General features: G+C 71.5%; 18 protein-coding genes and 1 pseudogene. 9 read left to right on the top strand and 10 right to left on the bottom strand.

The features are described from left to right. Positions 1-107: 107 nt before the first annotated feature. Positions 108-191, top strand: a pseudogene (locus WMF17_RS15725) (hypothetical protein); the annotation flags it as partial. A 42-nt stretch (positions 192-233) separates the two neighbouring features. Here WMF17_RS15725 and WMF17_RS15720 read toward each other — a convergent pair. The 4 genes from WMF17_RS15720 to WMF17_RS15705 form a co-directional block, all read right to left on the bottom strand. Beyond that, positions 234-1,370: a ferritin-like domain-containing protein gene (locus tag WMF17_RS15720; protein ID WP_437602900.1), complete on the bottom strand. Its 1,137-nt coding sequence runs from the start codon at positions 1,368-1,370 to the stop codon at positions 234-236. Between the two features lie 240 nt (positions 1,371-1,610). After that, a complete protein-coding gene (locus WMF17_RS15715) occupies positions 1,611-2,747 on the bottom strand; it encodes a UTP--glucose-1-phosphate uridylyltransferase (RefSeq protein WP_437602898.1) in 1,137 nt (378 codons plus the stop codon). Between the two features lie 314 nt (positions 2,748-3,061). After that, positions 3,062-3,316, bottom strand: coding sequence for a hypothetical protein (locus WMF17_RS15710; RefSeq protein ID WP_437602897.1), 255 nt, complete (start codon positions 3,314-3,316; stop codon positions 3,062-3,064). 312 nt (positions 3,317-3,628) lie between these two features. Then, entirely contained in the window at positions 3,629-5,155 is a 1,527-nt protein-coding gene (locus tag WMF17_RS15705; protein WP_437602896.1) for an O-antigen ligase family protein, read from the bottom strand. Positions 5,156-5,398: 243 nt separating this feature from the next. On the opposite strand from WMF17_RS15705, the gene WMF17_RS15700 reads away from it, so the two are divergent. Next, positions 5,399-6,004, top strand: coding sequence for a polysaccharide biosynthesis/export family protein (locus WMF17_RS15700; protein WP_437602895.1), 606 nt, complete (start codon positions 5,399-5,401; stop codon positions 6,002-6,004). Between the two features lie 65 nt (positions 6,005-6,069). Continuing rightward, positions 6,070-7,245 carry a hypothetical protein gene (locus WMF17_RS15695; RefSeq protein ID WP_437602894.1) on the top strand — a complete coding sequence of 392 codons (1,176 nt, stop codon included), beginning with the start codon at positions 6,070-6,072 and terminating at the stop codon, positions 7,243-7,245. A 479-nt stretch (positions 7,246-7,724) separates the two neighbouring features. On the opposite strand, the gene WMF17_RS15690 is transcribed toward WMF17_RS15695, so the two are convergent. Continuing rightward, complete coding sequence (locus tag WMF17_RS15690; protein WP_437602891.1) at positions 7,725-8,135, bottom strand: VOC family protein; 411 nt, start codon at positions 8,133-8,135, stop codon at positions 7,725-7,727. 302 nt (positions 8,136-8,437) lie between these two features. Here WMF17_RS15690 and WMF17_RS15685 point away from each other — a divergent pair, with 302 nt between their 5' ends. After that, positions 8,438-10,246, top strand: a complete 1,809-nt coding sequence (locus WMF17_RS15685; RefSeq protein WP_437650212.1) for a hypothetical protein — start codon at positions 8,438-8,440, stop codon at positions 10,244-10,246. Next, positions 10,243-12,492 (top strand): hypothetical protein, encoded by a 2,250-nt coding sequence (locus WMF17_RS15680; protein WP_437650210.1) that lies wholly within the window; start codon positions 10,243-10,245, stop codon positions 12,490-12,492. The genes WMF17_RS15685 and WMF17_RS15680 overlap by 4 nt, the downstream gene beginning before the upstream one ends. Before the next feature lie 36 nt (positions 12,493-12,528). Here WMF17_RS15680 and WMF17_RS15675 read toward each other — a convergent pair whose 3' ends face one another. Continuing rightward, the gene (locus WMF17_RS15675) at positions 12,529-13,104 is read right to left on the bottom strand and encodes a c-type cytochrome (protein WP_437650208.1); all 576 of its coding nucleotides are present in this window, start codon (positions 13,102-13,104) and stop codon (positions 12,529-12,531) included. 229 nt (positions 13,105-13,333) lie between these two features. Between WMF17_RS15675 and WMF17_RS15670 the strand changes: the two genes are divergently transcribed. From WMF17_RS15670 to WMF17_RS15660, 3 genes are all read left to right on the top strand, one after another. Beyond that, positions 13,334-14,503 (top strand): hypothetical protein, encoded by a 1,170-nt coding sequence (locus WMF17_RS15670; protein WP_437650206.1) that lies wholly within the window; start codon positions 13,334-13,336, stop codon positions 14,501-14,503. Positions 14,504-15,118: 615 nt separating this feature from the next. Then, positions 15,119-16,765: a DUF1592 domain-containing protein gene (locus WMF17_RS15665; protein ID WP_437650205.1), complete on the top strand. Its 1,647-nt coding sequence runs from the start codon at positions 15,119-15,121 to the stop codon at positions 16,763-16,765. Between the two features lie 41 nt (positions 16,766-16,806). Continuing rightward, a complete protein-coding gene (locus WMF17_RS15660; protein ID WP_437651349.1) occupies positions 16,807-18,153 on the top strand; it encodes a DUF1552 domain-containing protein in 1,347 nt (448 codons plus the stop codon). Between the two features lie 351 nt (positions 18,154-18,504). Here the strand turns inward: WMF17_RS15660 and WMF17_RS15655 are convergent, their stop codons facing one another. Next, positions 18,505-20,544, bottom strand: a complete 2,040-nt coding sequence (locus tag WMF17_RS15655; RefSeq protein WP_437650203.1) for a rhamnogalacturonan lyase — start codon at positions 20,542-20,544, stop codon at positions 18,505-18,507. A gap of 272 nt (positions 20,545-20,816) precedes the next feature. Between WMF17_RS15655 and WMF17_RS15650 the strand changes: the two genes are divergently transcribed. Then, entirely contained in the window at positions 20,817-22,121 is a 1,305-nt protein-coding gene (locus tag WMF17_RS15650) for an RICIN domain-containing protein (RefSeq protein ID WP_437650201.1), read from the top strand. Positions 22,122-22,258: 137 nt separating this feature from the next. Here the strand turns inward: WMF17_RS15650 and WMF17_RS15645 are convergent, their stop codons facing one another. From WMF17_RS15645 to WMF17_RS15635, 3 genes are read right to left on the bottom strand one after another with little or no spacing between them, the layout of a single operon-like run. Further along, on the bottom strand, positions 22,259-23,320 hold the full coding sequence (locus WMF17_RS15645; RefSeq protein WP_437650199.1) for a hypothetical protein: 1,062 nt from the start codon (positions 23,318-23,320) through the stop codon (positions 22,259-22,261). Further along, positions 23,317-24,624 (bottom strand): FecR domain-containing protein, encoded by a 1,308-nt coding sequence (locus WMF17_RS15640; RefSeq protein ID WP_437650197.1) that lies wholly within the window; start codon positions 24,622-24,624, stop codon positions 23,317-23,319. The genes WMF17_RS15645 and WMF17_RS15640 overlap by 4 nt, the downstream gene beginning before the upstream one ends. Beyond that, positions 24,614-25,177: an RNA polymerase sigma factor gene (locus WMF17_RS15635; RefSeq protein ID WP_437602879.1), complete on the bottom strand. Its 564-nt coding sequence runs from the start codon at positions 25,175-25,177 to the stop codon at positions 24,614-24,616. Before WMF17_RS15635 ends, WMF17_RS15640 begins: the two co-directional genes overlap by 11 nt. Positions 25,178-25,272 lie beyond the last annotated feature (95 nt).

The following is a 25,272-nucleotide window of genomic DNA, read 5'->3' as shown; positions in this document are numbered from 1 at the left end:
TCCAACCCAGGTCGGGTCAACCCGGCCCGACCTGACCGTGGTTGGGTCAACCCCAGGTCCAACCCGGGTCGGGTCAACCCGGGTTGGGTCGCTAGGGTCGGCTCAACCTGGGTCGGTTCAACCTGGGTCGGCTCAACCTGGGTCGGCTCAACCTGGGTCGGCTCAACCTGGGTCGGTTCAACCTGGGTCGGCTCAACCTGGGTCGGGTCGCTGGGTCGCTGCGCGGATCGCGCCTAGGCGGACAGCAGCGCGCGCATCGCCGGGGTGACGACGTCCGCGATCGCGCGGCGCCTGGAGCCGACCAGCACGGCGCCGTCGGGGCGCCCATGCGCGGCGCCGGCCGCCACGGCAGCGGTCTCCGCCGCCGTGGCGGCCGGCGGATGCGTGTCCAGGCCCGCCTCGAAGGCCGCCGCGACCGCCCGGCGCACCGCGTCCCCGCCCGTCTGAAGCGCCCAGGCCACGAAGCGCCACGCGAGCTCCGCGTGCCGGGCCTCATCGTCGGCGATCGTGGCGAGGACGCTCCGGACCGCGCCATCGGTGGCGTGCGCGAGCTGCTCGCTGGCCTGCACCGCGGCGAGCGTCTCGCCGATGCACCCTTCACGGACGGCGCGCGCCGCGAGCTCCCCGAGATCCGAGGTGACCTCGACGAGGCCGCCGAACGCGAACGGCGCCGGCTCGAGCGCCGCGCCGGCGTACGCGCTCGCCAGCCCGAAGCAGAGCGCTGCGTGGCGCACCTCGTCGCGCGCGGCCTCGTGCGCGGCCGCGAGCAGCTCGGCGGGGGCGCCGACCGCCATCATCTCCAGCGCGAACCGCGAGAACGAGGCGACCGACGCGTGCTCGAGCAAGGCGTCGCGGAGCCACGCCTCGGCCAGCGCGGCGCGGGTCGCCTGCGCCAGCTCCGCGAGATCCGGACGCGCCGCAGCACCCCACCCGCCCTCCGTCCTCCGCTGCGCTCGGGCGGTGCGGGCGCGCTCGCCCACGAGGAAGGGGCGGCCCGCGCCGGCGCTGCAGTTCGCGGTGAACTCGTAGCAGCACCACTGGCCGTCGAGGAGGAAGCCATCACCGAGGGTGTCGGGCCAGCACCCGGCGGGCTCGAAAGGGATGTTCGGGTCCGAGAGATCGAGAGGAGGGCACGCCCCCCCGTGCGCGCCGCCGGAGCCCCCCGAGCCGCCGTGTCCGCCGTCCCCCTGGGGCGCCCACGCGACACAGACCCTCGTCGTGTCGGGCGAATCGTAGCTGCCGCCTGCCTGGACCGACGAGGCGGCATCCTCGACGTCGTCGCCGCCGTTCCCGCCCATCCCTCCACGCGTTCCCGAGCTCTCGTCGCTCGCGGCGCCGCCGCCACCCTCGCTCGACGCGCCGCCCTGCATGACGCTCCCGCCGCAGGCGACGCCTTCAACCGCCAGACCGAGTGTCGCGGTCGCGAGAACGGCGCGAGTCAACCGGCGAGCCAGCGCGCTTCGAAATTGAGATGAAGAATAAGGTGTGATGATCATGCGATCACCACGAAGCAGCATGCATGCCAGCGCAAGATTCGCGGAACTCACAGCTTCCGTGCCTGAATGACCGGCACAGCGTGGCACAGCGCACCGGCATGGCCCTCCTTCAATTCAGCCCAGGAACCCCCGCGCCCGGGCGATCGCCTCGATCGACGGCCGCCGCCGCTCCAGCTCGCCGACATCCTTGACGGGGAGGAACCGGGCCGCGAGGCCCTCTCGAGGCACGCGCAGGAACCTGGCCGGGAGGCCGAAGGTGATCTCGTTCAGGATGCGCTCGAACTGGATCGCCTTGCGATCACCCACCTTCTTCTCGACCTCCACATAGACCCAGTCCATCGCGAGCGCGCCGAGCGCCTCGGCGCTGGCCAGAAAAGTATTTGTGTTGAAGACGGGCACGACCTCCGGATCGAAGCCGACCGGCAGCCGGAAGTCCTCCGCGATCACCGGGCGGCCGTTCCATCGCATCGGGCCGCCCCCCTTGTCGCCGCCCTTGTCGACCACCTCGACCGTGAGGGGCCCGCCGTGGCCGAGGTGCCAGCCGAGGATGACCGGATCCACCGTCGCGCCGAGGTTGTCGAGGTTGGCGATCCACACGGTCTTGCCGCCGCGGGCGATGAAGCGGCCGAGGACGCCGCTCTCCCGGAGGGCATCCGGCAGGTCGCCGTGACCGGTGGCGTGGACGCTCGGCTCGCCGTCCTCGTCCAGGAACAGCCCACCTTCCGGGGTCAGACGCAGGGAGACATGCTGCTCGAACGTGGTGCAGAGCTCGCCCGGCTCGTCGAGGCGCGCGCCGAGCGCCTCGCGGATCGGGCCGTTCGTCGCCTCGCTGGTCATCAGCCACAGCGGCACCGGGACGCCCGTCGTGCGCCGGAGGTGATCGCTCTCGGCGAGGCGCAGGTCGAGGAAGGTCCGGCCGGGCAGCACCTCCACGAGCGCCTTGACCACACCGCCCATCCGGGTGGCCATCCCGCCCGCGAGGACGCAGAGCGCGACCTCGCCGCGGCGGAGCGCGGCCAGGCCCGCCTCGCGGCAACGGGCGTGCTCGGGCGTGCCCTCGGCCGGCAGATCGACAACGTCGCCGGGCGCCGGCGGCTCGACCGCGCCGGGGAGGCGGTTGCGGGCGTCCCGATCCTTGCCGATGGACGCGGCCCACCGGACGACGCGCTCGGGGTCGAACCCGCGAGCCCGGAGGCGAGCGAGCAGAGGGGCAGGGAGCGCGGCGATCTGCTGAGCGAGGGAAGAAGACATGGTATCTTCAAGAAGCACGATGCGCGGCGGGAGGCAACGGCATCCATCGGGCAGCGGCTCAGGCGCCGAGCGAGCCTGTCACCGGCGTCGTTCCCCGGCGCGCGCGACCGGTGTCCGGGCCGGGCTGAAGGCATCGCAAGCTGTTCCCTGATGGCCATCTGGAGATGCCGAGCTCGGGCATCGACGAGGGACGAGCTCTTCTGTTGGCCGCTGCCCCGTCAAGCCTTGGCCTTGGGGCTGGCGAACGCCTGGGCGATCGCCGAGCCGCATGCGGGCGGTCGTACATTCGCTCCATGCAGGCCACCAGCTTGCGATCAGCGGCCAGCCGTCTCCCGGAACAGCTCTTCCACTGCGGTCGCGGTCGCCGCCCGCTGGAGCCATCGTTCCAGGACGCCGAGGTCCGTCTCTCCCAAAATCCGGCCTCTTGCCTCCTCGCTTGCCGGGACGCCGCGCGCGCCCAGAATCATCAAGATCGCCGCCGACAGCCGCCCCAACGCCAGCTCCGCCCGCGCCTGCTCCTGCTCGATCCGGGCCTCGGCGGCCTCGATCATCCTCTCCAGCTTGCCCACCCTTGATCTCGGCGCCGATGTAGATGCGCCGCCCGCGCCGGCCGAACCAGGCGCGGAGCGTGTCGCGCGCCTCCATCTTGGCGTCGAGGTGCGGATCCCCTTCGGCCATGGCCTCGCGCTCGTCGATCTCTTCCTGGGACTCGGAGCCGATGAGCGCTGCAACGGCCTGCTCTCGCTGAGCGGGCGACATCGCCGCCCACTGGGCCTCGGTGGGGGCCCGCGGCGCTTCGGCCGGGATCGGCGCCGCGGTGGGATCGCCGGGCTTGCGGATGGAAGCCGACATACCGACCAGCATACCACCCCGGGACGCGATCACCCGAGGAACCGGAGCAGGACGTTGAGCAGCACGAGCACAGCGAACATCCCGCCGCACACGAGCGCGACCTCCCTGGCGGACACGCGCACCGAGACGCGGCCGTCCTCGGCCCGCGCCGCGCCGTACAGCGCAGCGGAGGCGCCGAGCGTCATGTAGAGAACGTCCTTGTAAGCCCACGACAGGAAGAAGATGCCTATCAGCGCGCCGCACAGGCTCACGAAGATCGCCGGCGCGAACCGCCTCGCTGCGGGGCCGACCTCGACGTCGCCCAGCCAGATCGAGAGCGGTACTTTGATCGACGCGTAGAGGACGAGCGCGAACAGGCACATCCCGAGCAGGCCCGTCTCGGACGCGGCGAGCAGGTAGGCGTTGTGGGCAGTCAGGCCGAGCGATGACTCGTCGCCGAACTGCCCTGCGCCGACGCCGATCCCCCGGGTCCGCCGGATCATCTCGAACGCCTCCCGGAGCAGCTCGACGCGCTCCTCCGAGCTCTCGCTCGCCTCGTCGCCGCTCCGGCCGCCGAGCAGGAGCATGGGCGGCCCGATGAAGCAGGCGGCGATGACGCCCAGCGTCCCGCTCCGCCGGATGAACGTGAGGCCGAGGACCGCCAGGTACACGATGATCCCCCCGCGCGAGCGCGACATGACGACCATCACGCCGATCGCCACGAGGACGGCCGCCACGGGGAGCGCGCGCAGCGCCGCGGCCGCGCTCGAGAGCAGCCGATCGGTGAGCAGGAGGGGCAACGCAGGCGCGAGGCGCGCCCCGCAGGGCGGCGCCGGCGCGCGCGGGCCAGCGCCGCCCTGCGGGCGCGACGGGCGCGGGCCAGCGCCGCCGGGCGGGCGCGACGGGCGCGGGCCGCCGCGCCGCTCCGCGAGCGCGATCACGAGCGGGATCGACATGCCGGCCATCAGGGAGAGCTCGTTCGGATCGGCGAGCGAGCCGCGGTAGCGGACGCGGCCGTCGATGGTCGACGTGCCGAGCGGCCCCGGGCGCTCGCAACGGTAGTTGCCGTCGGGCACCGGCGGGTCCCTGCGGCAGTCGAGGTTGGTCTCGCACGGGCGTCCATCGGGCTCGAGCTCGCCCTTGCCTCCCCAGTCGTCGGGCGCGGCGAGCATGCAGCCGTAGGGCCGGAACGCCTGCACGATCGCGACCGCGGTGGTGAGGACGGCGCAGCCGACGAGCGTGATCGCCAGCGCGCGCAGCCCGCGCGGCGAGGCCGCGGCGATCGAGACGGCGAGGAAGACGCCCGCGACGGTCGCGAGCTGCAGGCCGCGCTCCTCGAGCGCGTCCGGGCGCTTGAGCGCGGTGGTCAGGGCCGCCCAGGCGAGGAACGCGAGCACATAGACGACCTGAGGGGCGAGCGTCGGTCTCAGCCGCCGCCACACGACGTCGAGGGCGACGCAGAGCAGGGTGAGCCCGAACGCCGCGTGAACGAGCGGAATCCCCGAGAGCGCGGGGATGAACTCCTGCGGCTTGATGATGACGAGCGCGCAGAGCGCGCACACGACCCACGCTGCCATGATGTGGCGCGCCGCGAGCGCCGCGCGCGGGCCGCCCGCGCGGCGTCCTCGTGACGGCCGCCGAGAGGCGCCCTGCGCGGGCGCGAGGCGCGCATTCCCCCCTTCCGCGCGACGGATCTAGCACCGTGGGCTCGACCGGCACGCGGGAAGCGCGCCGGTGCGCGCGCGAGGATCAGGCGCGGCGCGCGGCCGCGGGCTCGGCGCTTGCTGGTGCGCGGTCACATCAAGGAGGCTGGAAACCGCATGTGCTCCCGCTGTGTCCGGATTGCCCTGCTCTGCTCCGCGCTCATGGTCCTCGTGGCGCTCTCGAGCTGCGGCGCGAGCGCCCCGCGCGTCGATTTCGAGGCGGAGCGCCGGGCGACGAGCGCCTATGCGGTCGGCCCCGGCGACGTGCTGGAGGTGCGCGCCTGGAAGAACGAGGCGCTGAGCCACCGCGTCACGGTGCGGCCAGACGGGTTCATCACGATACCGCTCGTCGGCGATATCCTTGTGTCGGGGCGCACCGTCATGGGCATCGCCGAGGAGATCGCGACCCAGGTGGCCAAGTTCTATCATGAGAAGCCGGTCGTCAGCGTGGAGGTGGCGGAGCTCCACAGCTACCGGGTCTATGTGATGGGCGAGGTGTCGCGTCCTGGCGAGTTCACGCCGCGGGCGCAGATCACCGTGCTCCAGGCGCTCGCCCTCGCCGGCGGCTTCACGCGCTTCGCCGATCCCGACGACGTGGTGATCGTCCGGCGCGACGCGCTCGGCGAGCGCAGGATTCCGTTCGTGTTCGAGCAGGTCGTCGAGAAAGGCGATCTCCGCGGGGATCTGCCGCTGCAGACGAACGATACGGTGGTGGTGCCGTAGGGCGTCGCCGCGGAGGAGAAGGAGAGCTGGTGATCGGCGCGGCCTATTTTGGCATCCTGGGCTGAATGCGCCCCCGCCCCGCGTTGCCGCTCATCGCCGCGTTGCTCCTCGCGCTCCCGGCGCTCGCGGCCGCGTGTGCGCCCTCCAGCCCGGGCAGCCCGACCCCCGCTGGCAAGGCTGCGGCGCCTCCGGCCCTACCGGTGCCCGCGGCGCCCGGCGTGTCCTCCGGCGCGGGCGGCCCTGTGCCTGCCAGCGCGGCGTCCGCGGGGGCAGCGCCGGCAGGCGGCGCGACGGGCGATGTCCCCTTCCCGGCTGCGCCCCGGCCGGCGCCCTCCATCTCGGCCGACGACGCCGACGCGCTCCTGTTCCCGGAAGACGCCGCCGCGCACCAGGACGGCATCGACGCCTGCCGGCGCGGGATCGCCGGGGCGGCCGCCTCCCGGCCGGGGCACGAGCGCGTCCGCTGCCTGCTCGCGCTCCGCTATCATGGCGATCCGCAGGCCGCCGCGAGCGCGACCGCGCTCTTCGAGCAAACGGGCAGCATCGCCGGGCTGGAGCGGGAACACCTGATGGACGGCGGCTACCGCGGCACGCTCCACCTCGTCCCCGAGCTGCCCGTGAGCGCAGAGCGCCGCCACCTGGAGTGGACGGCCGCGGCGCTCGCCGACTTCGACGCGTTCTTCGCGGATCTCGCGGCCGCGGCCAGCTCGCCCCTGCGCTACCGCCACCGCGCCCTCGCGCTGCGGTACTTCCGCTCCGTGCGCGCACGGACGCCCTCCGCCTACGCCTCGGGCTGGACGGTCGCGTACAACCTCGCCGGCTCGCTCCATCGCTCCGCAGACGCGGTGCGAGAGACGCTCTTCCACGAGATCTTCCACCTGAACGACAGCGCGCACGGCGGTTGGTCCCAGGCGGCGCTCTCGCCGATCTATGACGGGATCGTCGCGCGCTGCGGGACGAGGATCCCGTGCCTCGCGGCGTACTCGCCCAACGAGACGATCGTGAAGGGCGGTACGTACTACGCGTTCCAGCCCGGCAACGGCGTGGGGGAGTACGCCGCCGAGCTCGCGATCCGGTACTACCGCGAGCAGCGGGCGGCGATCCGCGGCGAGCGGCTCGGGAAGGCGCCGTTCAAGTGCGGGCCGCCGGAGAACGCGCGGGCGTGGTCGCTGCTCGCGGGCGAGTTCTTCGGGGGCGCGGATCGGGTGGCGCCCTGTCCGAGCGGCACCGGAGAAAGGTGAAGCCTCTCCCTCATCGCTCCACCGAGGGGCGGAGCGCTGGCGGCGATCGCGCGCGTCGCGCGTTCACGCGAGCCGCGCAGGCCGTCGAGCGCGTGCGCTATCCTCGGCGCACACCATGTCCGACGGCGAACTCGTCTTCGCATCCATGCCTGCCGCGCTCATCGCGTTCGCGTCGTTGCGCGGCGAGCGTCTCCGGCGTGAAGCCGGCGGCGCGGAGGAGATCGCCGTACGGGGCGCCGCGCAGGAGCACAAAAAGCAGAGCGCCCATTCGACGGCGGGGGGGGGGGGGGAAGCCGTCACGGGCGCTCTGCCCTGCATCTCTAGCAGGACACGGGCCAGGGGATTGCTGTACTCATTTCGTGCATTTACCTGTCGGGAACACCCCGAGGCTTTCGATCCTGAGATCGCCGCTTGCAGACCTGGCAGCGGATGAGCTCGCGGCCGCGCGGGCGCGGGTCGTGGAGGAGCTCGATCCGCGCTCAACCGGCGGTAGCGATGTCGTCGTAGCCGCGACCGCTGAATTGAAGCAGGCAGACGCCGTGGCCGAAGGGATCGGCCAGGCGGAGCATGCGCCCCCACGCGGCCACCTCGATATCCGCTTCGGGGACAGCGCCCGCCTCCTGCGCGAGGCGCGCAGCGGCCTCGAGATCGTCGACGACGAAGTCGAGGTGGACCGGCGTCCAGTGGCGCCGGTAGTCGCGCGAGGGCGCGCCGGCGGCGGGCGCGCTGCCGGCCGGCTTCTGCAAGAGATAGATGGGGGCCGCGGCGCCGAGGAGCTCGACGAACGAAGCGCCGAAGCGCCGCCCGACGCGCAGGCCGAACGCCCGGGTGTAGAACGCGATGGCGGGCTCGATCTCCGGCACATCGATGTTGACGAGCAGGTCGGACATTGCGGCCAATCTAGCTGCGCGGCGCGTCGCCGCGCAACGCGGGCGCGGCGGCGGTCGCAAAGACGGTGTCGATGTTGCTCCCGAGCGCCCGCCCTCCTCAGGATCCTCGCCCGCCGCCCGCCCCGGCCCATCTTCTGCCATGGATACGAGCTTGTCAGTCGCGACGGTCCTTCTCTCTGCGCGCCTGGTCGCCAGCGCGCTTTACCGGGACGCGGCTCGACATCCTGCCTTGGCGGCAGCCCCCGCCCAGGCATCGATTCTGCAACTTTACGCGGCCACGCGGACAGGGCATTTCCTCTTCCATGATGGAGGCCCCTCGAACCCCGACCGACGCGCAGCCCCCCGCCCCCAAGGCCGATCCGCCGGAGTCGCTCGACGCGCTCGTCGCGAAGCGCAGGCTCTGGCCGGTGTTCGCGGTGCTCGGCCTCGCGCTCGCGGCGGCGGGGGTCCTCGCCTTCCGCTCGCTCACGGCGACGGATCCGCTGCGCATCCTCGTGGCGATCGATCTCGACGGGTACTGGTGGGAGGGCTCGCAGCCGGCGGCGCGGCTCGCCGACGAGCTCAGCGCGCACCTCGCCGAGCTCGGGTTCGATCCGGTGAAGGGCGGCGACCCGGAGGTGATGAAGGCGCTGGAGAGCGCCAGGGACCCGAGGGAGGCCGCGAAAGCGCTCGGCGCCGGCTTCATCATCGAGGCGCGCCTCGCGCCCGAGATCGTGGAGCACCCGGTCAAGGAGGGGTACTTCGAGCTCCGGGCCGACGCGCCGGTGACGCTCACGTTCCTCGACAAGGGCACGTCGACCGAGGGGCGGATCCGCGGCTACGCCGGGGCGACGAAGAAGGACCGGGCCATGGCCCTGCTCGCGAACTCCATGGCCTCCCAGGCGCTCGACGCGGTGATCGCGCAGCTCATGGACCACCCCTCGGTGCGCGAGATCACGGAGGGCTCGGACATCAAGCTGCTGGAGCGGCTCGCGTCGGCGAGGAGGTTCGTGAAGGACCGCGCAGCGAACCTCGACCGGGCCGCGGGCGCGTACGCCGCCCGCGCGAAGGAGGTCGAGGCCGAGGAGCAGGGGCGCGTGACGTTCCTCTCGCACGCCGCGGCGGAGGACCTGCTCGTGGGCACCGCCGAGGGCGGCTACTTCGTGAAGACGGCGGACGTGTCGGTGTTCCACTCGGCGAGGTCGAAGGACCTCGCCCGCAGCGAGGCGCTGGAGACGGTGGAGTGGCGGCCGCTCGATCAGCAGGCGGCCCCGACGGCGGATCCCGGCGCGGTCAAGCCGATGTGGAGGGGCTATCACGTGTACTCGTACCCGTCGTCGCAGCGCGACGGCGACCGGGTCGCGCTGGTGGAGGACTTCTTCGGCTGGGCGAAGACGATCACGATCGTCGACCGATCCGGGCAGAGCAAGCGCGTGCGCGTCGACCCGGAGCACCGCTTCGTCGATCCGAAGCTCGCCCCGGGCGGCAGGTTCGTGGCGGTCTACGATCGCCCGGAGGCCGACGCGCAGGCCGATCTGATGGTGCTCGACGCGGACAGCGGCAAGGAGGTGTTCGGCCTCCACACCGAGAACGAGTCGCTCGGCGGGTTCGCGTGGCTCGACGGGACGAGGCTCATGTTCATCTACGTGCCCGACGCCTCGAAGGACGACGTGCGGCACCTCGCGGTGGTCGACGTGAGCAAGCAGCCGCTCTCGATCGAGCGCCCGTTCCGCGCGAAGCCCGGTGAGGACCTGCGCAACCCGGCGGCGTCGAAGGACGGCACGAAGGTCGTGTGCGTCGTCGACGGCGACGAGCCGGGCATCGCGGTCATCGACGCGACGACGTGGCGCCGGAAGGTGTACGCCGCCCCGGGCGGGGCGTCGTGGCCCACGTTCTCGCCCGACGCCGCGCGCGTCGCGTTCGAGGCGCGGGGCGCCGGCGGCACGGACATCGCGGTGCTGGCGCTCGCCACGGGCGAGGTGAAGAAGCTGACGGTGGGCTCCGCCCAGGAGCGGACGCCGTGGTTCTCCGAGGACGGCAAGCGCGTGCTGTTCGAGGTGCGGTACCGCGACCCGGTGTTCCCGCAGAAGCGGTCGCTCTCGCGCATCGCGAGCGCGGCGGTCGATCCGTGAGCGCGCCCCTCCTCCCTCCGCAGGACGGCGCGGGCGAGCCGCCGCAGGCCGGCGCCGCCGCTCCGGCAGCACGCACCGGCGCGCCTCCACCACGCGGCGCCGGCGCTCCTTCCCAGGAAGAGAGCGCCGCGACCGCGATGTTCTATCGGATGTCGGCCGAGCGCCTGCGCGCGCGCTGCCTCCTCGGCGGCCTCGCGCTCGCGCTGTCGGCGCTCGTCCCGTACGAGGTCGCCTTCGGGCACGGCATCTTCGTGTGGAGCGTGCTCCCCGAGCTCGCGCCCGCAGCGCAGTTCGCCGCGCTCGCGCCGGCGATCGCCGGCCTGTGGCTGCTCTTCCTCGGCGCGCGCACGGAGCGCCGCGCGGGCCTCTTCATCGAGCGGCCGACGTCGCGCGCGATCGCCGTGCTCGCCGCGTTCGTGGCCGTGAACGTCGCTGTGTGGCTCGGCCGCCGGAGCTCGGCGTGGGACATGCTGCCGCTGCCGGACAGCCTGATCACGCGGCCGGCCCCGTTCCTCGCCGTCTTCGCGTTCACCGCGGCGGGCGTGGTGCTGCGCTTCCACGCGCGGGCGCGCAGGAGCGGCAGCGCCCTGCTCGTCGCGTCGGTCGCCGCGGCGCTCGTCTTCTACCTGTGGCCGTCCCGCGGCGAGCTCCCCGCGCAGACGATCGCGCGCGCGGCCGTGCTCGTGGCCACGCTACCCGACGTGCGCTTCCAGCTCGGGTACGGCATGGTCCTGCTCTTCGTGCTCGGGCCGCTCGCGATCGCGCTCCTCGGCCTCGAGCACGTGCGCCGCGTGCCCAGGCGCGAGCACCCGGGCCTCGCGATCGCGGCCGTGTGGACCATGCCCGGCCTCATGCTGCTCTTCGTGTACCGCGCGTTCCTCGCGGGCGGCTGGGGCGTGGAGGCGGCCACGGTCGCGTTCTTCGCGCTCCTGCTCGCCGCGGTCGTGGCGGTGCTCGCCTCCGCGATCGAGGTGCTCGTGCTCGGCGTGACGGTGCCCGACGCCGAGCTGGATCCCGGCCCGGCCGGCGCGGCCGGCGCGCGGCCGATCGTGGCGGCCAGCGCCGCCGCGGCCGCCGTCACCGTGCTGCTCGGCGCGCTGCTCGTGCTCGGCCGCCCCGCGCCGAAGGGCGTCGACTGGGCGCTCGGCGCGCCCACGGCCGAGTGGGACAAGGTGTTCGGCGAGCTCTTGCCGAGCTGGGAGCGGGCGCGCATCACGCGCGACGCGCTCGCGCGGGGCGCGCAGGGCACGGGCGCCGAGGCGCAGGTGCTGACCAGGGCGCGCAGCCGCGAGCTGCTCGCGACCGCGAGGGCGCAGCCCGACGGCAAGGACTTCGCCGCGGCGCTGGCGGCGCTGGCCAGCCAGGTGGACGATCTCGAGCTCTCCGGCCGCGCGTTCGGCCGTCTCGTCGCCGAGGTGAACGACGCGGCGCGACGCGCCGGGCTGGCGTATTACCTCGACGCCTCCATCAACCTCGGCGTCTCGGCCGAGGGGGCCACGCGGCGGTTCTACACCACGCCCTACCGCGTGAAGGAGGTCCGCGCCTTCCGCGTCGACGGCGACCGCTTCGCGACGCTCCTCGTCGAGCCGATGACGGCCGAGCGCCGCGTCCACCTCGGCTTCTCGCGCGACAAGGACCCCTTTGCGCTCGTCATCGGCTCCGAGATCCGGACCTATGCCGAGCGCATCGGCCAGGAGGGCGAGCCCTGCCACGCGGCCGCGGGCGGCGCGGCCGGCCCTCACGCCGGCGCCCTGTCGCGGTGCGACGCGGCGCTCGCGAGGCTGCGCGAGCGCCTCGGCGCGGCGCTGGAGCGGGCCGTGCTCTCCGGCACCGAGCGGCACGAGCTCCAGCACCAGATCGACGGCCCTCACCTGCCCCTCCCGCCCGCGGTGACCGAGCTGCTCGCCGGCTACGCCGACGACGCGCAGGACCGCGTGGGCCGCGAGCTCTCGGCGTACCTCGCCGAGATGACGGCCGGGGACGCGCCGCCGCAGCTCACGCTCGTGCACCTGTTCCCGTTCGGGGTCGTCGCGCGCGGCGGCGCCGAGCACCGGGTCGCCACGCTCCTCCTGGAGACGCTCTCCGGGAAGAAGCTGCGGCTCGGCGCGCGCGAGGTCGATCCGGAGGCGTACGCGCGGGCGTTCGAGGAGCAGGTGAGCCGCGGCGACGACGAGCTGCGCGAGGCCGCGCGGCGGGGATACCGCGAGCACTTCGGGGTGGACCTGCAGGAGCCGGTGCGGGAGTGACCATCGCGGCGCAGGTCGCGAAGCGGACTGCGCGCCTCAGTGCAGGACGCGCGTCGCCCGGGCCTCGACGAGCGCCGCGCCGCCGGCCCACGGCTCCACCCGGTCTCCCAGCGAGGCGCGCACCTTCGCCACCTCGTCCTTCGTGATGGCGGGCGCGCTGTTCCCCCAGCTCGACCGCACATAGGTGAGCACCAGCGCGATCTCCTCGTCCGACAGCGTCACGCCGAGGTTGGGCATCACGTCGTTGTACATCGCGCCGTTCACCTCCATCGGGCCGGCGGCGCCGAGCAGCGTGAGCCGGATCGGCGTCTCCTTGTCCTCGAGCAGCCATGACGTGCCGACGAGCGGCGGATACCGCCCGGGCTTCCCCTCCCCCCTCGCCTGGTGACAGCTTGTGCACGAGCGGTAATAGATCTTGCCGCCCTGCGCGAGATCCGCGTCCGTGACGCCGGAGGCCGCCTCGCTGCGGGTCTGGTTCCGGGCGTCCAGCTTCCGCAGGACCATCCACGGCAACGCGAGCACGCCGAAGGCCACGATCAGCATGATCACCACGACGTGGGCCGTGTTCTGCTCTCCGTTTGGAGCGTCATCGCGCTTGCCGGTTTCACTCACGGGGCATTCCTCCGCCGCAGATGAAGCGCACGCGATCCCCGCCGTCAAGTCCCCATCCGGCGGCCGCCGCTGGCGCCGGCGCTGCGCAGTTCGCTTCATCGGTCGGCGCGCGCATCTTCCGGTGGCCGGATGAGGCTCGCGGGGCGATGCGATGCGGCATGGAGCGGGCGAAACCTCGCTCCCCTGCGCTCCTTTCCTGTGGCACCATGCGCGCATGCTTCATCATGTCGTGAGGAGAGGTCGTGTCGTCGGTGCGCTGCTGTTGGCGTCGGGGTGTAGCTCTGGCGGCGGCGAGGGGCCGCCCGACGTCCAGCCGGGGCCGGACGCGTCGATCCCCGACGCCGGGCCGGACGCGCCGCCGGACGGCCCGGTGGAGCCGGGGTGCGTGGAGTTCGCGATGCCCACCGACGCGGACTGCGCCGCGCCGATCGATGGCGTGCTGCCGGTGGACCTGCGCTGCACAGGCCTTTACGGCGATTTCGACAAGCGCGAGCTCGCGTGCGGCGTGCTCGAGTACAAGCCTGCCATGGAGCTCTGGAGCGACGGCGCCGAGAAGCGGCGCTTCGTCTCGATCCCGAAGGGACAGCGGGTGGACGTGAGCAATCCGGACTCCTTCGTGTACCCCGAGGGGACACAGTTCTGGAAGGAGTTCCGCGTGCACGGCGCAGGCGGCGCGTCGCGCCTCGGCGAGACGCGCCTCCTGCGCAAGACGGCCGCCGGCTGGGTCTACACGAGCTATGTCTGGTCCGAGGACGAGCGGCAGGCGATCCAGATGCAGAACGACTTCGGCGTGCCCGATCTCCACGGCACCGGCCACGCGGTGCCGACGCGCGATCAATGCAAGGAGTGCCACGTCGGGCGCGTCGATTTCGTCCTCGGCTGGGACGCGCTGATGCTCGGCCCGGGCGCCGAGGGCGTCACGCGCGAGTCGCTCGTCGCGCTCGGGGTGATCGAGGACGGGAGCGCGCTCGCGCTGTCGATTCCGGGCGATGACGTGGAGCGCCAGGCGCTCGGCTACCTGCACGCGAACTGCGGCGTGAGCTGCCACAACGATCACCCCGAGGCGGCGGCCCAGGAGACGGGCCTGTACCTCAGGCTCGAAGCGAGCGAGCTCGGCAGCGTGGCCGCGACGGACGCCGTCCGGACGGGCATCAACAAGCGCCCGGCGGAGAACGCGAAGTACGAGGGGTTGACGAACCCCGACCCCGCCAACTGGTACGCCATCCGTCCAGGGGACCCGGCGCGCAGCCTGCTTGTCGCCCGCCAGGAGCTCCGCGACTTCGAGGGGCAGATGCCGCGCATCGGGACCCGCAAGGTCGACAATGCCGGCGTGCAGCTGGTCACGAGCTGGATCCTGGGCATGAAGGAGGGGACCGGGTACCCACCTCCCGGGCCCTGAAGTACTGCGTCGCCCCAATTCGCCCCTGGTTGGGCGGGAGGTCTCCCCGAGCTGCTCGGGCCTACCCTCTTCCGGAACCAGGGACGAACTCGATGCGATCCTATGGGTCGGCTACGCCGCGAACCAGGTTCCAACCTGAGCGTCAACGGCGCGGCAGCAGGGTTACGCTCCCAAAGCAAAAATTCATCTCTGCGATATTCGCTCTCGCGGTGAGCCGATCCGAGGGCGATCCGCTACTGCCTGACGGGTGCTTCGCTGGATCTTGCTTTCGCTGATCCCTCCCCATCAGTCCGCCGCCAGGGGGCGGCGCGTCCCAGTTCGTTGAGGGCAGATCGGCGATGGCGCGCCCGCCGAAACACAGCACGTCCATCGAGATGATTCCCTAATTTTTTCACTGGAGCATGGATCAACCAGCACAGCTCCGGCACGTCCTACACAGTAGCAGGACCCCTCCTGAGGCTGCACGATAATTTATAATTATAGAACAAATACTGTTGTTCGACAATGGGACTTCAGCGCGCCCAGAGCGGGCGAAGAGCGACATCGATGTACAAATCCTTGAACCATGATCAGGCGCGTCCTCTCAAAGGCCTTCGGTCAGCTGTCCCGATCGCGTTGATCGTCGCCAGCGGTTGCACTGGAAACGTGGGCAACGCGGGCAACGCGGGCAACGTGGGCGAGCCTGGCGCAGAGGATCCCACCACGGTGGACCCGCGCGCTTGCGAGGACGGCACGGTGCACCCCGGGCGAGCGCCGCTGCGGCGGCTGACGCGCTTCGAGTACAACAAGACGGTTCGCGACCTCTTCGGTGACACGACCGAGCCAGCCTTTTCGCTGCCGAGCGAGGATGTCGGAAACGGCTTTGGCAATGACGCCGACGCGCTGTCGGTCTCGAGCCTGCTGGCCGAGCAGCTGAGCACCGTCGCGGAGGGCGTCGCCCGGCGCGCGACCGCCACCCGGGAGGCGCTCGCGAAGCTCGCCCCTTGCGCGAGCAATGTGAGCGCGGAGAGCGAGGAAGCGTGCGCGCGCACCATCGTCGAGCGCATCGCGCCGCTCGCTTATCGAAGGCCGCTCGCCGCCGGCGAGGCGGACGAGCTCCTCGCGCTGTACAGCGTCGGGCGGATGGATGCGGCGTTCGATGTCGGCGTCGCGACGATGATCGAGGGGCTGCTTCAATCGCCGGATTTTCTCTACCGCATCGAATGGGGCACATCCGACCCGGAGCGCCCCGAGCTCCGTCGGCCCACGGGCGACGAGATGGCGACGCGGCTCTCGTACCTGTTCTGGGGCACGATGCCGGACGAGGAGCTACGCCTGGCCGCGCAGGCAGGCGAGCTCTCGACGAAGCAAGGCGTGCGCGCGCAAGCCGAGCGCATGCTCGAAGACCCTCGGGCTCGGACCACCATCCGGTTCTTCTTCGACAACCTGCTCCCTATCAGCAACCTCGCGGATCTCGAGCGAAACGCGGAGGCGTTCCCGACCTTCTCTCGAGCGATCGGCGCGCTCATGCGGGAGGAGACGCAGCGGTTCCTCGAGCACGAGATCTTCGAGGGGACCGGCACCTGGGCATCCATCCTGACGGCCCCGTACACGTTCATGAATGGACCGCTCGCGGCGTTCTACGGCGTCTCCGGCGTGACGGGCGACGAGTTCCAGCAGGTGCAGCTCGACACGACCCAGCGCCTCGGGCTCCTCACCCAGGCGGGGGTGATGGCCGGGACGACGCACTCGAACACGACGAACCCCGTGGTCCGCGGCTCGTTCGTGCTCCAGAAGCTGATGTGTGAGAAGATCCCGCTCCCCACCGGCGACATCCTGGAGCGGGTGAAGCCGCCGGATCCGTACACCGGCGCGACGGCGCGGGAGCGCTTCAGCCAGCACAGCCAGGATCCGGTCTGCGTGACGTGCCACCAGTACATGGACCCGGTAGGCTTCACGTTCGAGAACTACGACGCTGTCGGGCTGTTCCGCACGACAGAGAACGACGTCACGATCGACGCGAGCGGCTCGCTCCCGGGCACGCCGGGCGCGGTGAGCGGTCCGACCGAGCTCGTGAAGAAGCTCGCCGAGGCCGAACAGGTGCATGGCTGCTTCGCGACGCGCTGGGCCGAGTACGGCTACGGCCTCACCCTGCGCGCCGAGGACGCTTGCACAAAGCAGGCGATATCGACCGCGTTCAAGGCGTCCGGGTACAACGTGAAGCAGCTCCTCATCGAGCTCACACAGACGGATGCTTTCCACTACATCTTGGTTGCCCGCTAGGAGTGATGGTCATGTCCAACTTTCGTTTGAGCCGACGTGCCATGCTGCGCGGTGCTGGCGCCATCGCCATCGCGCTCCCCTGGCTGGAGATCATGGGCCCCGAACGCACGGCGCGCGCGGCCCCCGCCCCCGCCAAGCGTTTCCTCGCCGTCTACACGCCGGGCGGGACCGTGATCGATCGGTGGCGGCCGACCGGCAGCGAGACGAGCTTCACCCTGGGCCCCATCCTGTCGCCGCTCGCGCCCGTGCAGGACCGGCTGCTCGTCGTCGACGGCCTCGACATGAAGAGCGCGCGCGGTGAGCAGCACCAGAGCGGGATCATCGCCTGGCTCACGGGCAGCCCTCAGGAGGGCTCCCCGAACGGCGGTTACGGGAACGGGCCGTCGGTCGATCAGGTGATCGCCTCCCAGATCTCCGCCGGTATCAAGGCGAAGGCGAGCATCCAGATCGCGGTGCGCTGGGCGACGGGCAAGTCCCACGGCCTGCTGTCGCCGATGAACGCCGCGAACTTCGAGAACGCCGCGCCGTTCAAGCCGATCCCGCCGCGCCTCGATCCGATGGAGATCTTCACCGATCTCTTCGGCTCGCTGGATCCCAGCGCCGGCAACGAAGCCGCCCGCCGCCTCGCGCGGAAGAAATCGATCCTCGACTTCCTCGACGGGCGCTACTCCGCCCTGTCCGCGCGGCTCGGCGCCGCCGACAGGCAGAAGATCGACCAGCACCTGACGAAGATCCGCGAGATCGAGATGAGCCTCGCCAACGTGCCGGTCGAGACGAGCGCGTGCAAGGCGCCGGGCAGGGTCGACACGTCCGACTACAACCCGCGCACGGGGCTCAACTCCGCCGTAGACGGCTCGATCAAGGACACCTCGACCGACGCGGCGATCCCCAAGGTCGGCAAGCTCATGATGGACATGCTGGTGATGTCGCTCGCCTGCGACATCACCGCGGTCGGCACGCTGCAGTGGAGCGACACCGAGGCGAAGCACACCTTCCCCTGGCTCAACTTGACCGAGCACCACCATTTCTACCAGCACGACGGCGGCTTCAGGCCGGACGAGTGCGCGCGCATTTGCAACTGGTATTCGAAGCAGCACCTCTATCTCCTGCAGGAGATGGAGAAGATCGACATGGGTGGACACTCGCTGCTCGACGAGAGCGTCGTCTTCTTCGGGTCCGAGCTCTCGGATCCGCCGAGTCACACCAAGACGAACATGCCGTTCCTGCTGGCCGGCGGCGGCGGAGGCCTGCGCACCGGACGCTGGGTCCGGTACCCCAACCGCCCGCACAACGATCTGCTCGTCTCGATATTGAACCTGTTCGGCGACGACCGGACAACGTTCGGCGACCCGCGCTCCTGCACCGGGCCGCTCACGAACCTGACGTAGCCATCCCAGGCGGGACACCGGCTGCTTCGATAGGAACGAGACGACGTCCGGCAGTTCCAGCTTCTACACCGGCGCTCACGCCGGAGTGGTATGATACGCAAGTATATCTTCTTACGATCCCGGCGATGATGGTCGCTCTTGCCTGGCGCCCGAGCCTTATGTCGGTCAGTTCATACAGCTCGACGTGCAGTCCGTCGAGATCGCGCAGCCCTGATCGCGCTCCGTGACGCTGGCAGCTGCTCAGGAAAGGCGCAGGCCTCCGCAGGGCGCCCGCGTCGCGCTAGGGTGCGACGCCGCCGCGGACCGACGCGGGTGCCGACCGGTCTGGTGATGCTGGACGACCTAGGTGCCTCAGCGGACGTGGATGTCCGGCTTCGGCACCGGGACCATCCCCTCTCCGATGTGGAAGCTCGGGTGGGGCGGCTGGTTGTAGGCGCCGTTCTGCCACGAGATGGCGACGCGGTACTGCGGATCGTGCATCAGGGTGTGGATCCGGTTCTTCGCGACCTGGTTCGTCGTGAAGATACGGATCGAGTTGCCGCAGCGGAAGATCACCTCTTCGCGCCAGTCGCCCAGGATATCGGCGCTGAGGGTCGGGCTGCTCTTCGTGCCGTTGTTCGCGGCGCACCCGTCGGCCGTGAAATTGGCGCCCTCGCCGTCGTACTGGCGGATGGCGTTGCCGTCGAGGAGCTCCCGGCTGAGATCCGCGTCCCACCAGATGAGGAAGTTGGACGACGAGGGGCGGCTCCCGACGTTCTTGCCGTCCGCGCCGCTCAGCAGCTGGCTGCTGTTGACCCACGCCTCGCTCCCGGGGTTGCGCGGGTCGATGTCCGCCGCCACGCCCCTGCCGGGGCCCTCCTCGCCGCCGTTGTCCGGCCCCTTCCAGATGATCTCGCACGTGCGGGCGTCGCGCATGGCGTAAGCAGGCGCGTCCCCGCTCTCGTACGGCATGAACACCTCGAGGCCGGGGCGCGAAGGGATGTGATCCGTGACGTGCAGCGCGTCGCCGTGAGCGTAGAAGTCCACCGTGCATAGGCCCTTGCCGTCGTTGTCGAACGTGGCGCCGCCGTTGATGATCTCCTGCTGCGGGTCGTCGTCCACGTTCGCGACGCTGATGGAGTGGGCGCCCTTGCCGCCGTACGCCCCGTTGTCGCGGCTCGAGCTGGAGTCGAACGTCCAGTGGTTCGTGAGCTTGCCGTCGCGGTAGTTCCAGGCCGAGAGCGTGGTGCGCGCGTAGTAGCCCCGACCGAACACCGCGCTCGGGCGGCCGGTGTCATCGAGGAACGCGATCGTGCCGACGAAGCGGTCGACGCGGTTGCCGTAACACTCGTTGTTGCCCCAGCTGCACGGGTCGCTGCGCCCCACCTGGAACTCCGTCGTGGCGAGCTCGGCGCCGGTCTCTCCGGAGAACACGGTGAGATACTCCGGGCCGGTGAGGATGTAGCCGTCGTTGTTGCGGTAATCCCTGGAATCGTCGTCGTTCGCCGCGGGCCCAAGGCTCAGCGGCTCGCCCCTCCCATCGCGCGTCCCCGGCGCGGTCTTGACGACCACCTCCGCCTTTCCGTCGCCGTCGAGATCGTAGACGAGGAACGGCGAATAGTGCGCCCCGGCCCGGATGTTCACGCCGAGATCGATGCGCCAGAGCCGCTCGCCGTCGAGCGTGTAGGCGTCCAGGTAGGTCTTGCCGGTGCGGCCAGCCTTCGAGTTGTCCTGGAGGTTCGACGGATCCCACTTGACGACGATCTCGTACCGCCCGTCGCCGTCCAGGTCTCCCACGCTGCCGTCGCCGCTCGAGTACGTGGTTCCGTCCCCGGCGGGCGGCGCCATCGTTGGGATGGAGAGGTATCCATCCTTCCACACCGGCGCGGCCTCCGACTCGCCTTGCTCGACGCCGTCGACGACCGGACGCACCGTGTAGACCGAGCTCGGAGAGCCGCCGCGGTCGACGAAGTTGGTGGAATCCGCGATCGGCGCGTCGTTGACCTTGGTGCCATCCCGGTAGACGTTGAAGGCGATGTCGTCGGGATCGTAGCCGAAGAGGCGAAAGCCCACGTAGATGCCGCCGTCCGTGGGAACGGCCACGACGCCGCGGTCGAGATCCTCCATCTGCGCGAACCCCGTCGGCGGGGGCGCGCCCCCGCCGACGCCCGTGCCGGGGCCTGCGCCCGCGCCGCCGCTGCCCGACGCAGCGCCGCCTCCGGACGCCGTGCCGGTCGCGCCGCCTCCGGACGCCGTGCCGGTCGCGCCGCCTCCGGACGCCGTGCCGGTCGCGCCGCCGCCGCCCGTGCCCGTATCGCCGCCACCGGCGCCGCCCGCGCCGGTATCGCCCGACCCGCATGCCACGAGCCCGGCAGCGAGCGAGAAACAGATCAAGAGAACAGGGCGCCTCATAAATTACCTCGCGTTGCCGCTCCTCCTCCGGGCGGCGGTTCGCCTCCAGGCCGTGAGCGGCATGATGATTTGGTTGCTGGCCTAGGTTGTGACATCAGCGCAAACTCAATCACCTCGAACGCTCAGGTCATGCGTTTTCTCGGTGGGCTGGAAATTTGAATATCCCTCGCGAGAACGCGGCTGTGCTCCGAGCAACACCGCGGGGCCAATTGGCATGCCAGCGGAGTTTTATGGTGAACCGTAGAAGTTTAGGGTACGCAAGAGGGCCTGACATGCAGCCGTCGCGCACGCCGCACCGCGCCATCACCAGGACGCTCAGCGCAACGGCAATGGCGGGCGGACGCGCCGCGCCCCGCTGCCTGGCCGCGGTCGCGTCGCTCGGGCTCGCGGCCTGCGAGCAGAGGCCGATCGACGCCGTCGAGCTGACGCCGACGACGTTGACCCAGGGCATGGTCGCATACTGGGCGTTCGACGAGGGCGAAGGGACGGTCGTGACCGATCGGTCCGGCAACCGGCGCGACGGCGAGCTCACCGGCGGCACGTGGGTGGAGGACGGCCGCTTTGGGCGGGCGCTGCACCTCGATGAGGGCGAGTTCATGACGGTGGGCGAATTCCCGAACGCCACCTCGAGCTGGACCGTCTCGGCGTGGGTCCGCGTGCTGACCGACGAGCCCCCTGCCGACGGCCCCCTGAGGACCGTGATCAGCACGGAGAACACCGGCGGATGGGAGCTCAACGTCGACTACGACGGCGAGGCGCGGGGCATCCGCTTCGGGTTCTGGAAGGGGCCCGAAATCAGCGACTACCACCACATCCTGTGTTCCTGCCTGGAGCTCCAGCGGTGGACGCACGCCGCCGGGGTCGTCGACGGCGAGGGGCTCTCCATGAGCCTCTACATCGATGGGCGCCTCTACCGCACCGAGCCCATCGAGAGGACGATCTCGCCCGGCCCTACCAGCCTCTACGTCGGTCGATGGCCGCAGGAGGGTCGGCTCCTTGTCGGGGACGTCGACGACATCGCGATCTACAGCCGAGCGCTCGTTCCGGCGGAGATCGCCGAGCTCTCGCAGCACGCCGTCCCGGCGGAGGTCGAGGCGGACATCTCGACGAGCACCACCTACACCCTGGTCGGCGTCCAGAGCGGGCGCTGCGTGGACGTCGACGCCGCCGTATCCACGGCCGACGACGTGGTCCTGCATCTCTGGGATTGCAACGGCGGCACCAACCAGCAGTTTCGCTTCGAGGCGGTGGACGGCGGGTATTACCGGATCCGCAACGTCAGCAGCGACAAGTGCCTCGACCTCCGCGGCGGGTCGACCGCCGACGGCGCCGCCATCGTCCAGTACACCTGCCACGGCAACCCCAACCAGCAATGGTCCGTCACCTATCTCAGCGGCGGCGCCGTCCGCATCACATCGCGCCTCAGCGGCAAGGTCATCGACGCTTACGGCTCCCCGCCCGCCGACGGCACCGCCCTCGTCCAGCGGCCTTTCAACGGCGGCACCAGCCAGCAGTTCAGGCTGAACCCGGTCGGAACCGACACCGGCACGGGCGCCACCAGCGGCCCGGAGCCGTGACGCCCGGCGCCCCTCCGCAGGCGTGAAACCTGCTCGGCTACATCGACAGCCTGTGCGCGCGGCGGCGGGCGGCGCGGGCGACAACGCCTTGGAAGATCTCCCGCCGGGCGCGCGGCGCGACACCGCTCGTCCTCCGATCACAGCCACCCCACGAGGCTGAGGCTGCCGAGCAGCGCCGGGCGCGCGCCGCGCGCCGCCTCGGTCTCGACGAAGCGGACCACCGGATAGGGGTGCGCGACGAGCGCGTGCGCCTCGACGACGACGTCGAGCCGCTTCACGATCCCGAGCTCGACGCCGGCGCCGGCGTCCGCGGCGAACGCCCACTGCGCGCTGTGGACCCCCCGGTACGGCCACGATGCCTCGCCGTCGACGGCGACGTGGAGCGCCCCGAGGCCCACCGAGAACCTCGGGCGTAAGCGCAACTCGGGCCAGGGGAGCGCCGCGAGCTCGACGAGCCCGAACCGCTGCTGCACGGTCGCGCTGCCCTGCGGCGCAGCGACGCGCGGCGCCGTCCCGAGCCCGGCGAGCGAGAGGCGCCCCTCGATCGGACCGGGCGGCGCGACACGCAGACGCGCGATGAGGAGCAGCGCCGGGCCGATGCCGCCCGGGCTCGCGAGGAGCCCGCCCCCCAGCTCGACGCCCCACATCGATCGGGGCGGCGGGTCGAGCGGCCGCTCTGCCCGTCGAGCCACCTGCCGGCTCACCTCGCTCGGGGGCGGCGCGGCAGCGGGTGCCGCGGAGCGCCGCGAGGACATCAGGAGCTCGAGCAGGCTCGCGCGGAGCAGCTCGACGGCGCGCACCGCGAGCACCTCGACGATATGCTCCCGCGCCTCGCCGCGCGTGTCGATCTGCCGCACGAGCGTCTCGTTCGTCCGCGGGTCGACAACCCAGAGCTCGGCGGCCTGACCATCCGGCGCCAGGAACAGCCCGATAAGGGCCGCGGAGCCGGCCTGCTGCCCGGCGTCGTCCATCGTCGGCCGGGGGGCGGAGGCCGACTGCGCGTCGAGGAGCTCCACGTCGAATCCATCGGCGACGAGCTCCCCGCGGATGCGGATCAGCGCCTCGGAGATCGACGGCTCGGCGGCGCCGGGCCGCACGAGGACCACACGCGCAGGCTCCCCCGACGCCGCGGGGCTCGCCGCGCAGAGGAGGAGGAGCGTGAGGGCCCCGGCCAGCGCCTGCGCCCGCGCGAACCTCACGGCGTCCGAGCGAGGGCCCGCGCTGCCTGCGTGTAGGTTCCGCCCGGGAACCGGCGCAGGTACGCCCGCGCGACGGTCTCGGCCTGCGCGTCGCCATGGAGCCGCTGCACGATCACCATCTTGCGCCCGAGCGCTTCGGAGGCGTAAGCCCCCTGCGGAGCCTCCTTGAGATAGGTCTCGAACCAGGCGAGCGCCGCGGCGCCTCCCTCCTGGGTCTCCGCGAGGCGGCCGAGCAAGAACGCCGCCTCCTTGCCCCGTTGCGTCGCCGGAAAGCGCCGGCGCTGGGCGAGGAGCGCCCGCCGCGCGATGTCGTTCCGCCGCGTGTAACGCGCCGCGTCCGCGAGGGCCGAGAGCTCCTCGTTGCTGCTCTCCGCGAACGAGGCGTCGAGCCCGCGGCGCTGCGCCTCGTCGACGATGACGTCGAGCTTCCCGGCCGCGAGCTTCCCGGCCCAGTCGCGCCTCGGCTCGGCCGCGGGCGCCGCCGCGGGCGCCGCCGCGGGCGCCGCCGCGGGCGCCCCGGGCGGGTCCGGAACCGGCGCAGCGCTGGGCTCCTCGGCGTGGTCGGACGACGACGGGGCGGGCGCCGGCGACGCCGCGGCGCCCTGCTGAAGATCGAGATCGCGCAGGAGCACCTCTCCCGTGCGCTGCCGCAGGGTCAGCCATTGCCCGGCGCGCACCGCGATCGGCTCGCCGGACAGCGGCCCGCTGACGACGACGGCGCCACTCTCGAGCCGCAGATCGAGGCGCTCGTCCTCCGGCGCCCAGGAGAGCGCGAAGGCTGTCCCGGTCACGGTCACGAGGAACGGCCCCGCATCGAACAGCCACTGCGCCTCCGACCGATGGACCACGCGCGCGTGGACCTCTCCCCGGTCGAGGGCGACCCTGGCGCCCTGCTCGTTCACCGACACGATGTGCGCGCGCGCCATCTCGGCGAGTTGAACCTCGGTGCCGTCGGAGAACCGGACCTTCGGACGGCTCGATGTGTCCGCCTGGACGGAGCCGTCCTGCTGCACGGCGCCGCCCTCCACCTCGTAGGAGAGCTCGTAGGAGGGCCGATCGGAGCGCGTTCCTCGCTGCCACCCGTTGACGCCGAGCAGAACCGCGGCGGCCACGGCGAGCGCGAGCGCTCCGACCCGGAGGGGCGACAGCCGGAAGCCCGGGCGCCTCGCCGTCCGCTCCGTCAGGCGGAGCAGCCCCTGGACACGCTGCTGGGGAGACATCATGCCGAGCGACAGGCGAGCGAGCTCGACCGCGCGCGCGGCCTTCGGGCTGAGCGCCAGGTCCTTCTCGTCGTCAAGCGTCATCCCGCACCTCCCCTCTCATGCAGTAAGCGGCGAGGGACATGTCCTTCTCGACCTGGGACGACACGCGCTCCGTTGCCCGGCTGAGCCTGCGCTTCACGGTGGCCAGCGATATCCCGGTTGCCTCCGCGATCTCCGGCAGGCTCATCCCCTCCATGTGGCGGAGCACGAACGCGGTCCGGTCGTCTGCGCTCAGCGTGTCGAGGATCGCATAGAGGCGGCCCAGCGCCTCGCGCGCCTCGCTGTCCGCCGGCTCGACCGCCTGCTCCGGGAGCTCGGCCGTGTCCGCGAGCTGAAGGATGCGCCTCACGCGCCTGCGGCGGAGCTCCCACTTCAGGAGTCGAACGGTCACCGAGAACACGAAGCTCCCCAGCGCATCGGGGTCTCTCAGCCCCGATACTCTGGAGAACACGCGAACGAAGACCTCCTGGGTGACGTCCTCTGCGTCGGCGCCGGGCCCGAGCACGCGCGCGACGATCCGGAACACCTTGGGCGCATGCGCGTTCCACACCGCGGCTGCCGCCCACGGCTCTCCTGCCATGAGCGCGCGCACCACGTCACTTTCGTCAGTACCGCCACGCGCTGACGGAGCGATGGCAAGGCTGGCTCTACGCACAACGTCATCGCTCCGAGGGCTCGTGACTTCGCAGA

The sequence above is a fragment of the Sorangium sp. So ce362 genome, assembly GCF_051519845.1.
Lineage (GTDB): Bacteria > Myxococcota_A > Polyangia > Polyangiales > Polyangiaceae > Sorangium.
The sequence above is the reverse complement of the archived record's forward strand: the minus strand, read 5'-3'. Positions and strand labels throughout refer to the sequence as shown.

Coding starts and splice junctions, on each gene's coding strand:
- WMF17_RS15720 (WP_437602900.1), bottom strand. CDS start 1,370: ATGCAGGGCGGCGCGTCGAGCGAGGGTGGCGGCGGCGCCGCGAGCGAC.
- WMF17_RS15715 (WP_437602898.1), bottom strand. CDS start 2,747: ATGTCTTCTTCCCTCGCTCAGCAGATCGCCGCGCTCCCTGCCCCTCTG.
- WMF17_RS15705 (WP_437602896.1), bottom strand. CDS start 5,155: ATGGCAGCGTGGGTCGTGTGCGCGCTCTGCGCGCTCGTCATCATCAAG.
- WMF17_RS15700 (WP_437602895.1), top strand. CDS start 5,399: ATGTGCTCCCGCTGTGTCCGGATTGCCCTGCTCTGCTCCGCGCTCATG.
- WMF17_RS15695 (WP_437602894.1), top strand. CDS start 6,070: ATGCGCCCCCGCCCCGCGTTGCCGCTCATCGCCGCGTTGCTCCTCGCG.
- WMF17_RS15690 (WP_437602891.1), bottom strand. CDS start 8,135: ATGTCCGACCTGCTCGTCAACATCGATGTGCCGGAGATCGAGCCCGCC.
- WMF17_RS15685 (WP_437650212.1), top strand. CDS start 8,438: ATGATGGAGGCCCCTCGAACCCCGACCGACGCGCAGCCCCCCGCCCCC.
- WMF17_RS15660 (WP_437651349.1), top strand. CDS start 16,807: ATGCTGCGCGGTGCTGGCGCCATCGCCATCGCGCTCCCCTGGCTGGAG.
- WMF17_RS15655 (WP_437650203.1), bottom strand. CDS start 20,544: ATGAGGCGCCCTGTTCTCTTGATCTGTTTCTCGCTCGCTGCCGGGCTC.
- WMF17_RS15650 (WP_437650201.1), top strand. CDS start 20,817: ATGCAGCCGTCGCGCACGCCGCACCGCGCCATCACCAGGACGCTCAGC.
- WMF17_RS15640 (WP_437650197.1), bottom strand. CDS start 24,624: ATGACGCTTGACGACGAGAAGGACCTGGCGCTCAGCCCGAAGGCCGCG.